General features: G+C 66.3%; 8 protein-coding genes. 6 read left to right on the forward strand and 2 right to left on the reverse strand.

The window, feature by feature from the left end; translation table 11 throughout:
* The first annotated feature begins 81 nt into the window (after positions 1-81).
* From infB to pnp, 5 genes are all read left to right on the forward strand, one after another.
* A complete protein-coding gene (gene infB, locus ACYVBS_RS10335) occupies positions 82-2706 on the forward strand; it encodes a translation initiation factor IF-2 (RefSeq protein WP_460823493.1) in 2625 nt (874 codons plus the stop codon).
* A 3-nt stretch (positions 2707-2709) separates the two neighbouring features.
* Positions 2710-3165, forward strand: a complete 456-nt coding sequence (rbfA, locus tag ACYVBS_RS10340) for a 30S ribosome-binding factor RbfA (protein ID WP_460823495.1) — start codon at positions 2710-2712, stop codon at positions 3163-3165.
* Positions 3166-3209: 44 nt separating this feature from the next.
* Positions 3210-4133: a tRNA pseudouridine(55) synthase TruB gene (gene truB, locus ACYVBS_RS10345; protein WP_460823496.1), complete on the forward strand. Its 924-nt coding sequence runs from the start codon at positions 3210-3212 to the stop codon at positions 4131-4133.
* A 213-nt stretch (positions 4134-4346) separates the two neighbouring features.
* Positions 4347-4607, forward strand: a complete 261-nt coding sequence (gene rpsO, locus ACYVBS_RS10350) for a 30S ribosomal protein S15 (protein WP_144812657.1) — start codon at positions 4347-4349, stop codon at positions 4605-4607.
* Between the two features lie 156 nt (positions 4608-4763).
* Entirely contained in the window at positions 4764-6872 is a 2109-nt protein-coding gene (gene pnp, locus ACYVBS_RS10355) for a polyribonucleotide nucleotidyltransferase (protein ID WP_460823497.1), read from the forward strand.
* An 87-nt stretch (positions 6873-6959) separates the two neighbouring features.
* On the opposite strand, the gene dinB is transcribed toward pnp, so the two are convergent.
* A complete protein-coding gene (dinB, locus tag ACYVBS_RS10360) occupies positions 6960-8072 on the reverse strand; it encodes a DNA polymerase IV (RefSeq protein WP_460823498.1) in 1113 nt (370 codons plus the stop codon).
* Between the two features lie 277 nt (positions 8073-8349).
* Between dinB and ACYVBS_RS10365 the strand changes: the two genes are divergently transcribed.
* Positions 8350-11058, forward strand: coding sequence for a bifunctional acetate--CoA ligase family protein/GNAT family N-acetyltransferase (locus ACYVBS_RS10365; RefSeq protein ID WP_460823500.1), 2709 nt, complete (start codon positions 8350-8352; stop codon positions 11056-11058).
* A 128-nt stretch (positions 11059-11186) separates the two neighbouring features.
* Here the strand turns inward: ACYVBS_RS10365 and ACYVBS_RS10370 are convergent, their stop codons facing one another.
* Positions 11187-12590 (reverse strand): GntP family permease, encoded by a 1404-nt coding sequence (locus ACYVBS_RS10370; protein WP_460823501.1) that lies wholly within the window; start codon positions 12588-12590, stop codon positions 11187-11189.
* Positions 12591-12703: the final 113 nt, after the last annotated feature.

A 12703-nucleotide genomic window follows, 5' to 3' on the forward strand; every position in this document is an offset into this window, starting at 1 on the left:
AGGGCTGGGCCGCCACCGCAGGGCTAGAATCGCTCCATCACGCGCGGGATGCGTCCCGCGCCACGAGGACACGGAAACCGAATGTCGCAGCAAACCACTATCCGCAAGCTGGCCGCACTGGTGAACACGCCGGTCGAGAAGCTGCTGGAACAGCTCGCCGAAGCCGGCATGCCGTTCAGCGGCCCCGACCAGGTCGTGACCAGCATTGAGAAGGTCAAGCTGCTTGGCTTCCTCAAGCGCGCCCATGGCAAGGCCGACGTTGGCGAGGAAGCCGTCGAGGCCCCGAAGAAGATCACGCTCAACCGCAGCCGCAAGCAGGAAATCACGGTTGGCGGCAGCAAGGGCGCTGGCAAGACCACGGTCGACGTGGTCGTGCGCAAGAAGATCACCCTTTCGCCCCGTGACGCGGCTGCCGAAAAGGGCGGGCCGGTCACCGACGAACGTGCCGAGATCCTGCGCAAGCTCGAGGAATCGCGTCAGCGCAACCTCGACGAGCAGCGCCGCCTGGCCGAGACCGATCGCCAGCGTGCCGAGGAGCAGGACCGCATCCGCCGCGAGGCTGAGGAAGCCGCGCGTCAGAAGGCCGAAGCCGAAGCCCGTGCTGCGCTTGAAGCGTCCGGCGTGGTGGCCGAAGGTGAAGAAGCGCCTGCACGCAAGGCAGCGCCGGCCCATGCGCATGCGCACGTCAAGCCGGCCGCTCCGCGCGTGGACACGACGCGCGCCCCGGCGCACAAGCCGCGTGGTTCGCACGCGATGGTCGCGGGCGTCGAGGACGACGATCGCGCCAGCCGCTTCGCCGGCCAGATGCACCTGAGCGCGTCCGACCGTGCCCGCCGCTCGACCGGCGCGCGTGGCAAGCCGGCGGGCGGCAACCGTCCGCGTCGCGGCACCGAGCAGTCCCGTACCGGCGGTGGCAAGCACGCCTTCGAACGCCCGACCGCACCGGTGGTGCGCGAGGTGGCCATCGGTGACACCATCACCGTCGCCGACCTGGCGCAGAAGCTGGCGATGAAGGGCGGCGAGGTGGTCAAGGCGCTGTTCAAGATGGGCGTCATGGCGACCATCAACCAGTCCATCGACCACGACACCGCGGTGCTGGTCACCGAGGAACTGGGCCACGTCGCGCTCAAGGCCGACGCGGGCAACGTCGAGGACGCGCTGCTGGCGCACGTGGAAGACACCCAGGGCGAGAAGGTCGCACGTCCGCCGGTGGTCACCATCATGGGCCACGTCGACCACGGCAAGACCTCGCTGCTGGACTACATCCGCCGCACCAAGGTGGTGTCGGGCGAAGCCGGTGGCATTACCCAGCACATCGGTGCGTACCACGTCCAAACCGACCGTGGCGTCATCAGCTTCCTGGACACCCCGGGCCACGCCGCGTTCTCCGCGATGCGTGCCCGCGGCGCCAAGCTGACCGACATCGTGGTGCTGGTCGTGGCCGCTGACGACGGCGTCAAGCCGCAGACGCGCGAAGCGGTGCAGCACGCGAAGGCGGCGAAGGTGCCGCTGATCGTGGCCGTCAACAAGATCGACAAGTCCGACGCCGACCCGCTGCGCGTGAAGAACGAGCTGCTGGCCGAAGAGGTCGTGGCCGAAGAGTTTGGTGGTGACACCCAGTTCGTCGAGATCTCGGCCAAGACCGGCCAGAACATCGACGCGCTGCTGGACGCCATCTCGGTCCAGGCCGAACTGCTGGAACTGAGCGCGGTGCGCGACGGTCGCGCCAACGGCGTGGTCATCGAGTCCTCGCTGGACAAGGGTCGTGGCCCGGTCGCCACCGTACTGGTCCAGGCCGGTACCTTGAAGAAGGGCGACTACCTGGTCTGCGGCGTGCAGTACGGCCGCGTGCGTGCGCTGTTCGACGAGCGTGGCGAGCAGGTGCCGGAGGCGACTCCGTCGATCCCGGTGCAGGTGCTCGGCCTGTCCGGCGTGCCGGATTCGGGCGACGACTTCGTGGTTGTTGACGACGAGCGCCTGGCCAAGGACGTCGCGCAGCAGCGTGACGCCAAGCGCCGCGAGTCGCGCTTGGTTGCCCAGGCCGGCAACCGCATGGAAGACATCCTGGCCCAGATGGGCTCGGGCGAAGGCCAGCAGACCCTCAACCTGGTGGTCAAGGCCGACGTGCACGGCTCGGTGCAGGCCCTGCGCGAGGCGCTCACCGGCCTGTCGACCGACGCGATCCGCATCAACGTCATCGGCTCGGGCGTGGGCGGCATCACCGAGTCGGACGCCACCCTGGCGGCCACGTCCAAGGCCACCATCATCGGCTTCAACGTCCGTGCGGACGCTTCGGCGCGCAAGGTCATCGAAACCAATGGCGTCGACCTGCGCTACTTCTCGATCATCTATGACGTGATCGACCAGGTGAAGCAGGTGGCATCGGGTCTGCTCGGCATGGAGATCCGCGAGGAGATCATCGGTATCGCCGAGGTCCGCGACGTGTTCCGCAGCTCCAAGTTCGGCGCGGTCGCGGGCTGCATGGTCGTGGAAGGCGTGGTCAAGAGGAACAAGCCGATCCGCGTGCTGCGCGACAACACCGTGGTCTTCGAGGGCGAGCTGGAATCGCTGCGTCGCTTCAAGGAGAACGTGGACGAAGTGCGCAACGGTACCGAGTGCGGTATCGGCGTGAAGGCGTACAACGACGTCAAGCCGGGCGACCAGATCGAGTGCTTCGAGCGCATCGAAGTGGCGCGTACCCTCTAAGCCATGGCACAGAAGTCGTTCTACCGCAGTGATCGCGTGTCCGCCCAGCTCCGCCGTGAGCTGGGCCGGATCGTGCACGTCGCCGTGCGCGAGCATGGCCTGCCGTCCGTCAGTGTGTCCGACGTGGAGGTCACCCGCGACTTGGCGCACGCCAAGGTGTTCGTGACCGCCTTGCAGCAGGAGCGTTCGACCGAGGCGGTCAAGGCGTTGAAGGCGCTGTCGCCGGAGATGCGTTACCAGCTGGGCCGGGCGATGAAGCTGCGGCACGTGCCGGAGCTGCACTTCCACTATGACGATTCGGTGGACAAGGGCGAGCGTATCGACCTGTTGCTGCGCGATCTGCCGGAGGTGCAGGCGCGTGACGTCGAGGACGAAGGCGCCGGTGACGACGACTCCACCGACGGCCGCGCATCCGGCGGTGACGACCACGGCGATCCGGATGCCGACCGGCAGAAGTGATCCACGAAGGCGGCTCCGGCCGCCTTTTCCGTGATGGGGTTGGGATGAGCCGCAAACCACGTACCGTATTCCGTCCGCTGCACGGCATCGTGTTGCTGGACAAGCCTCAGGGCCTGAGCTCCAACCAGGCCCTGCAGCGCGTGCGCCATCTGTTCCGAGCGGAGAAGGGCGGGCACACCGGCGCGCTGGACCCGCTGGCCACCGGCCTGCTGCCGCTGTGCCTGGGCGAGGCGACCAAGATCGCCGGTCTGCTACTGGGTGCGCACAAGGCGTACGAGACCGTGGCGGTGCTCGGTAGCACCACCGACACCGACGACGCGGATGGCGTTGTCCTGCAGGACCGCCCGGTGCCCGCGTTGGACGACGCGGCCATCGAAGCCGCCTTGCGTCCGCTGACGGGGGTGATCCAGCAGCGGGCGCCGATCTATTCCGCGCTGAAGCAGGGCGGTGAGCCGCTGTATGCCAAGGCCCGGCGGGGCGAGGCGATCGAGGCCCCTGTCCGCGAAGTGGACGTGCGTGCCATCCGACTCCTGGGCCGCGAGGGCAACCGACTGCGCCTGCACGTGGAGTGCGGCTCTGGCACCTACATCCGCAGCCTGGTCCGCGATTTGGGCGAGGCGCTGGGTTGTGGCGCGCATGTGGAGGTTCTGCGGCGGCTCTGGGTAGATCCCTTTACGGCCCCAAGGATGTGGACGCTGGAGGAGCTCGAGGCGCTCGCGGCGGAGGGGGAGGAGCGACTGCAGCAGGCGCTGTTGCCCATCGAGGCCGGACTGGTCGGGTTCCCGCACGTGCGTCTGGATGGAGCTGGCGCGCAACGGCTGGGGCGCGGTCAGGTCGTCCAGCTGCCGCATGAAGCGGTCGAGGGCACGGTCGCCGTAATGGATGAGACCGGCCGCGCGCTTGGACTGGGCCACGTCGAGGGCCGCGTGCTGCGAGCCCAGCGCCTGTTCATCTGGGCGGTCGCCTAGGTCCAGTGGGACGCGGCCCCCGCGGTGCAGTGCGGGCGGGAGTCAGTAAAACCTTGTCCCGGCAAGCCTCGCGGGCTACAATTCGCAGGCTTTCAACAGCAAGCAGGCACCCATCGGGTGCTTTTTTCCTTTGGCAAAGGCGGGCCAAGCGGTGCATCGGCGCCATGTGCGTTCCGATTCGCTTCTGCAGGCCTCGCGTCACGAGATATCGCAATGTCCATTGATACCAGCAAGATCATCGAAGAAAACAAGCGCGGCGCCAACGACACCGGCTCCCCGGAAGTTCAGGTCGCCCTGCTGACCGCCCGCATCGAGCAGCTCACCGAGCACTTCAAGCAGCACAAGCAGGACCACCACAGCCGTCGCGGCCTGCTGATGATGGTCAACAACCGTCGCAGCCTGCTGGACTATCTGAAGCGCAAGGACGTCGAGCGCTACAAGGCCCTGATTGAGAAGCTCGGTCTGCGTCGCTAACCGAGACACCCGCCGCGGCGCAGTGATGCGCCGCGGTTCGTTTTTGGGGTCTGCCGGAACTTTCGGCGTCCCCTGCAACACCAGGCGGCCATCGGCCGCCGAACGCGAGGGGCAGGGGCCCCGTGCGTAACGCATCGAAATTCGAAGGAAACCAACGTGGCAAAAATTACCAAGACCTTCCAGTACGGCAAGCACCAGGTCACCCTGGAAACCGGTGAGATCGCGCGCCAGGCCGGCGGCGCCGTCCTCGTCAAGATGGATGACACCGTTGTGCTGGTGGCCGCCGTCGCCGCCAAGACCGCACGCGAAGGTCAGGACTTCTTCCCGCTGACGGTCGACTACCAGGAGAAGTTCTACGCCGGTGGCCGTATCCCGGGTGGCTTCTTCAAGCGCGAAGGCCGCGCGACCGAGAAGGAAACGCTGACCTCGCGCCTGATCGACCGCCCGATCCGTCCGCTGTTCCCGGAAGAGTTCAAGAACGAAGTCCAGATCATTGCCACGGTGATGTCGCTGAACCCGGAAGTGGACGGTGACATCCCGGCCCTGCTGGGTGCCTCGGCTGCGGTCGCCCTGACCGGCGCCCCGTTCCAGGGCCCGATCGGTGCCGCCAAGGTGGGCTACAAGAACGGCGAGTACATCCTCAACCCGTCGACCAGCGAGCTGCTGGAGTCAGACCTGGAATTGGTTGTCGCCGGCACCCAGAGCGCGGTGCTGATGGTTGAGTCCGAAGCCAAGGAGCTGTCGGAAGACGTGATGCTGGGCGCGGTGATGTTCGGTCACCAGCAGATGCAGATCGCGATCAACGCCATCAACGAACTGGTCGCCGAAGCCGGCACCCAGAAGTGGGACTGGCAGGCTCCGGCCAAGAACGACGCGCTAATCGGCGCGCTCAAGGCCGCCATCGGTAACCGCCTGGCCGACGCCTTCCAGATCCGCAACAAGCTGGAGCGTCGTGACGCGATTTCTTCGCTGAAGAAGGAAGTGCTGGCGTCGCTGGCCGAGCAGATTGAAGCCAACGGCTGGAACGCCGTCGAAGCCTCCAAGGAATTCGGCGAGCTTGAGTACCAGACCATGCGCAATGCCGTGCTGAGCACCAAGGTGCGCATCGACGGTCGCGCGCTGGACACCGTCCGTCCGATCAGCTCAAAGGTGTCGGTGCTGCCGCGCACCCACGGTTCGTCGCTCTTCACCCGCGGCGAGACCCAGGCGATCGTGGTCGCCACCCTCGGCACCGCGCGCGACGGCCAGATCATTGACGCCGTCTCGGGCGAGTACAAGGAACACTTCCTGTTCCACTACAACTTCCCGCCCTACTCGGTCGGTGAAGCTGGCCGCATGATGGGCCCGAAGCGTCGCGAAATCGGCCACGGCCGTCTCGCCAAGCGCGGCGTGCTGGCCGTCATGCCGACGATGGAAGCGTTCCCCTACACCATCCGCATCGTGTCGGAGATCACCGAGTCGAACGGTTCGTCGTCGATGGCGTCGGTCTGCGGTTCGTCGCTCGCGCTGATGGACGCTGGCGTGCCGATCAAGGCGCCGGTGGCCGGTATCGCCATGGGTCTGGTGAAGGAAGACGACAACTTCGTCGTGCTGTCCGACATCCTGGGTGACGAGGATCACCTCGGCGACATGGACTTCAAGGTGGCCGGTACCGCTGAGGGCATCTCGGCGCTGCAGATGGACATCAAGATCCAGGGCATCACCGAAGAGATCATGAAGGTCGCGCTGGCGCAGGCCAAGACCGGTCGCCTGCACATCCTCGGCGAGATGGCCAACGCCCTCACCACGCCGCGCAGCGAGCTGAGCGAGTACGCCCCGCGCCTGCTGACCATCAAGATCCACCCGGACAAGATCCGCGAAGTGATCGGCAAGGGTGGCGCCACCATCCAGGGCATCACCAAGGAAACCGGTACGCAGATCGACATCCAGGACGACGGCACCATCGTCATCGCGTCGGTCAATGCCGCCGCTGCCCAGGCCGCCAAGGCGCGCATCGAGCAGATCACGTCGGACGTGGAGCCGGGCCGCATCTACGAAGGCAAGGTCGCCAAGATCATGGACTTCGGTGCATTCGTCACCATCCTGCCGGGTAAGGACGGTCTGGTGCACGTGTCGCAGATCTCCAGCGAGCGCGTCGAGAAGGTCTCGGACAAGCTCAAGGAAGGCGACGTGGTGAAGGTCAAGGTGCTGGAAGTCGACAAGCAGGGCCGCATCCGCCTGTCGATCAAGGCCGTGGCTGAGGGCGAGGGCCTGGCGGGCGAGTAATCGCTGGCGGGTTCATCGCTGTACGCGCAGAAGAGCGGGCGAAAGCCCGCTCTTCTGCATTTGGGGTGTGGGGCAAGCAGCCCCCTGTCAGTCGTGATGGGCGACTTCGTTCAATGCGCCGTGTGCAGGGAACAGGTCGCTCTGCACTTCGAACTGATCGGTGTCGATGAAACCCGACAGTCCAACGCCCACGAGTCGATAGCGCGTTCGGGGCGGAAGGTCGATACGAGCACGCAGGTCGCAGGCGATTCTTGCCAAGTCATCCGCGCAAGCGGGCGGGACCGGTTGGGTAAGGCTGCGGGTCAGCGTGCGGAAGTCGGCGGTCTTGAGCTTGAGCACTACGGTGCGCGCTACGCGCCCGTTTTCGCGTTGGTAGCCGGCCCAGGTCTTCTCCGCCAGCTGGCGGATGTGGGGCTCGAGTTCGTCGAGCAACAGGTCGCGTTCGAAGGTGTCCTCGCTGGAGATCTGCACCGTCGGGCGCTCGGTGACGATGGGGTGATCGTCGATGCCCAGTGACAGTTCGTGCAGTCGACGGCCCCAGCGACCGAAGCGCTGTTCGAGTGCTTCCGCGCCAAACCCGCGCAGTTCGCCAACGGTGGCGATGCCCAGTTCGGCAAGCCTCAGTTCCATCACCTTGCCCACGCCTGGCAGGCGGCCCACCGGTAGTGGCGTGAGGAACGCCTTGGCATGCCGCGGGCGGACCACGAACAGCCCGTCGGGCTTGTTCCAGTCTGAGGCGATCTTCGCCAGAAACTTGTTGGGGGCAACCCCGGCGGACGCGGTGAGTTGGGTTTCCTCGCGGATGGCTGCGCGAATGACTTCCGCGGTTTCGGTGGCCGACGGGAGACCGGTCTTCGTGGTGGTGACGTCCAGATAGGCCTCGTCCAACGACAACGGTTCGATCAGGTCGGTATGACGGGCGAAGATCTCGCGGATCTGCCGTGACACCGCTTTGTAGCGAGTGAAGTCCGGTGGAACGAACACGGCGTGTGGGCAAAGCCGTTCGGCGCGCACCGCGGGCATGGCCGAACGCACCCCGAACGTGCGCGCTTCATAGCTGGCTGCGCAAACGACGGAGCGTGCGCCACGCCATGCCACGACCACCGGCCGGCCACGCAGGGCGGGGTCGTCGCGCTGCTCGACGGACGCGTAGAAGGCGTCCATGTCGACGTGGAGGATCTTGCGGGCGGGAAACTGCAAAGGGAGTTGGCTGGTGGGGTGTTAGTTAAAATACTAACGTGATCAGCTGCCACCGACCACCGACCACCGACCACCGACCACCGACACGTGCCCGTGCCGCTCCGTCGGATTGAGTCGGGCCCATCGATAGATCTGCAGCCGGTTCGCCGCCAGTAGTGGACGCACCGCCGGGGACGCGCAAGGGCTGGATGCGGTAGCGTGAGGTTGCGTGCGCACTCCTTTGAGTGTGATCAATACCCGTCAGGGCGGAAACCACGAGGATTAGCGTCGAACGGCGATGAGCACCTATTCCCTCGAGTACTTCTTCAACCCCAAGTCCGTGGCGGTAATCGGCGGAAGTCCGCGCGAACGCTCGCTGGGGGCAGCCGTGCTGCGCAACCTGCAGTCCGCCGGTTTCGCAGGGTCATTGGGCTTGGTCAATGCGCGCTATCGCGAAATCGCGGGCGTGGCCTCGGTGTCCCATCTCGCGGATCTTGGGTGGGTGCCGGAACTGGTCGTGATCGCGGCGCCGCCCAGCAAGGTGGTGGGCTTGGCGCAGGCGGCTGCGGAGCAGGGAACCCGTGCGGCCATCGTACTGGGCACCGGCCTGGGCCACGGCTCGGGGTCCGCGGCAAAGCGGCTGGCCGCCATGGCGCGTACCCACGGACTGCGACTGATCGGCCCCAATGGATTGGGGATCATCGCGCCGCACGCTCGGCTCAACGCCAGCTTCTCCGCGCACCATCCCCCGGCGGGCGACATCGCGGTGATCTCGCAATCGGCGGCGATCGCCGCTGCGTTGGTGGAGTGGGGTGCCGGACGTTCGATCGGGTTCTCCGCGGTCGCGTCGTTGGGCGATGAGCTCGACGTCGATTTTGCCGACCTGCTGGATTTCTTCGCGCGCGATCACCGCACGCGGGCAATCGTGCTGTACGTCGAGTCAATCCGCGACGCGCGCAAGTTCATGTCCGCGGCGCGGGCCGCTGCCCGACTGAAGCCGGTGGTGGTCGTGAAGTCCGATCGCCATGCGCGCCCGAAAGCGCAACCACAGACGCATTCGGCGATGCTGGCCTCGCCCGATGCCGTGTATGCGGCCGCATTCCAGCGCGCGGGCATGTTGCGTGTGTTGGCGTTGGACGAGTTGTTTGCCGCGGCCGAAACGCTCGGGCGTGTGGATACGTTCCCGGGGCCCCGTCTCGCAATCTTCGCCAACGGGCGCGGCACCGGCATGTTGGCCGCCGATCGCCTTCGCGACATGGGTGGCACGCTTGCGACCCTCGGCGACGACAGCAAGGAGTCGCTCAAGGCGATCGCCTCGGCAGTGTGGCCTGGGACCAATCCGGTGGACATCAACGGTGGCGTGGACAACGCGGCATACGCTGCGGGTTTCACTGCGCTGGCCAACGATCCAGGCAACGACGCAATCCTGGTGCTCAACGTGCCGACGGCGCTGGTGCCTTCCGAGGTGCGCGCACAGGCGCTGGCTGATGCGCGCAAGGTGTTGCCGGGCACGGTGGCTCGCAAGCCGGTGCTGGCGGTCTGGCTAGGTGCCAACGACACCGCGACCGAGCGGTTGGGGAGCGCACGCATTCCCACGTACGCCACCGAGGCCGATGCGGCGCGTGGATTCATGTACCTGGTTCGGCACCGCGAGGCAAAGACTACCCTCATGGAGACGCCGCCCAGTCTCCCCGACGACGTGCTCGTGGACACAGCTGCGGCCCGCGAAACCGTTGCTGCTGCGTTGGCCGACGGCCGCGCCTGGTTGAACCCGCTGGAAGTCGCGCGCGTACTGGGTGCGTACGGGATTCCCATCACGCCAGTCGTGACGGCCCGCGATGCGGAGGAAGCGGCGCGCCTGGCAGAGCCGATGCTCGCCGAGGGTGGATCAGTGGCGGTCAAGATCTTGTCTCAGGACATCACCCACAAATCCGATATCGACGGCGTGCGCCTCAACCTGGCCACTGCCGCTTCGGTACGCGAGGCAGCCGCGTCGATCCTGGCGTACGCCCGCGCCGTGCGCCCCAATGCGCGCATCGAAGGTGTCACCCTGCACCCGATGGCGATGCGACCGAAGGCACGCGAGTTGATCGCCGGCGTGGTGGACGATGCGACCTTCGGACCCGTCGTGGTGTTCGGTCGTGGCGGCACCGCGGTGGAGATGATCAACGACAAGGCGCTGGAATTGCCGCCGCTGGACCTGCGTCTGGCCCACGAGATGATCGGCCGTACGCGTGTTTCGCGTGTGCTCAAGGCTTACCGTGACATGCCGGCGGCTGACGAACGTGCGGTGGCACTGGTGCTGGTCAAGCTCGCGCAACTCACGGCGGACGTGCCCGACATCCGGGAGATCGACATCAACCCACTGCTGGCGGACAAGGACGGTGTCATCGCGGTGGACGCGCGCATTGGGGTGTCAGCGCTGGCGCGGCTGCACAAGGGGCCTGGCCATCCCCGGTTCGCGATCAGGCCGTATCCCAAGGAGTGGGAGCGCGACGTGGAGCTGGGCCACGGTCGCCACGTCTTTGTGCGGCCGGTGCGACCCGAGGACGAGGAATTGTTCCGCACGTTCTTCACCCGCGTGTCGGATGAAGATCTGCGCATGCGGTTCTTCCAGGCCATGCGGCATTTCAGCCACGAATTCATCGCGCAGTTGACGCAATTGGATTACGCGCGCTCGATCGCGCTGGTGGCCATTGATCCCGAGACGGGTGAGATGCTGGGGGCGGTACGCCTGCTCGCCGACGCCAACTATGACCACGGTGAGTACGCCATTCTGGTGCGCTCGGACCTGAAGGGGCACGGGCTCGGGTGGCGGCTCATGCAGATCATGATCGAGTACGCGCGCTGGCTGGGCTTGCGCTCGGTCGTGGGGGAGGTGCTGCAGGAAAACCGCACCATGCTGGAGATGTGCAAGGCGCTGGGTTTCAAGGTGGCGCCCAATGCCGATGACCCCTCGATCATGGATGTGTCGCTGCCCATTCACGCGGATTCAGCGGCATCCTGAGCTGCGGCTGCGGCTGCGGCTGCGGCCAGCCGCAAGCGGACCTTGTGCCCTCAGCGGCGATGGCCGCAAGGTGCCCTTCTGACCGAACGCGCCTTTTGCCCCCGTGTCGTCCCGCAGGCAGCCCTGCTTCAGACGAGGCCAGTAGCGTAGAACGTGGCGATCACCACGAACACCGCGGCCGTCTTGATCAGGGTGATGGCGAAGACGTCCTTGTAGGCCTGGCGGTGGGTCAGGCCGGTCACGGCGAGCAGGGTGATCACCGCACCGTTATGCGGCAGCGTATCCATGCCGCCGGAGGCCATCGCCGCGACGCGGTGCAGCACTTCCATCGGGATGCCCGCTGCATTGGCGTTCGCGATGAACGTCTCGGCCATGGCCGCCAAGGCAATGCTCATGCCGCCCGAGGCCGAACCGGTGATGCCGGCCAGCGCGGTGACGGTGACTGCCTCGTTGACCAGGGGGTTGGGTATGGCGCCCAGCGCGTTCGCCACCACCAGGAAGCCTGGCAACGCCGCGATCACTGCGCCGAACCCGTACTCGGACGCGGTGTTCATGGCCGCCAGCATTGCACCGCCGATCGCTGACTTGGTGCCTTCGGCAAAGCTGGCCATCACCGGCTTCCACGCAAATGCGATTACGCAGGCGATCCCGACCAGCAAGGCGCCTTCGACCGCCCAGATGGCGGCGACCTTGGACACCTCCTGGACGACCGGCGGCGTGCTGCCGATTACCGCCGGGTCGAAGGAATGGCTGTTGCCGTAGAAGCCGGGAATCCAGCCTGTGAACAGCTTGTTACTGATGCCGACCAGCACCAGGGGCAACAGCGCGATCAACGGGTTGGCCAGTTGGCCGCCGGTGAAAGTGGCCGGCTCGTTCACCAGTGCGCCGCCGTCGGCATAGCCCTCACCGGCCTTGAGCGCGGCGCGGCGACGCCACTCCAGGTACGAAAGGCCCACGATCAGGATGAAGATGCCGCCCAGCGTGCCCAGCCACGGCGCAGCCCAGGCATTGGTGCCGAAGAACGAGGCCGGAATAATGTTCTGGATCTGCGGCGTGCCCGGCAGCGCGTCCATGGTAAAGGTGAACGCGCCCAAGGCGATGGTGCCGGGGATCAGGCGCTTGGGGATGTTGTTCTGGCGGAACAACTCCGCTGCGAACGGATACACCGCGAACACGACCACGAACAGCGACACGCCGCCGTAGGTCAGCAGCGCACACACGATGACGATGGACAGCATCGCGCGGCTGGCGCCCACCAGCCGGATGGTGGCGGCGACGATGGACTTGGAGAACCCCGAGACCTCGATCAGCTTGCCGAAGATGGCACCCAGCAGGAACACCGGGAAATAGAGCTTGAGGAAGCCCACCATCTTTTCCATGAACAGGCCGGTGAACATCGGGGCGACCAGCGAGGGGTCGGTCGCCAGCACGGCGCCCAGTGCGGCGACCGGCGCGAACAGGATGACGCTGTAGCCGCGGTAGGCCACGAACATCAGGAAGCACAACGCGGCCAGCACGATCAGAAACGCCATCCCCAGCTCCGGAGCCTTACAGGTGGATGGCAAGTCTCCGGGTCGGGTGGGTCGGCCGGCATTGTCCGAAGGTACAGATGCCGCAGCGCCGAGGCTCTCCTAGTCTTGCGGCC

The sequence above is a fragment of the Lysobacter olei genome (assembly GCF_054777355.1).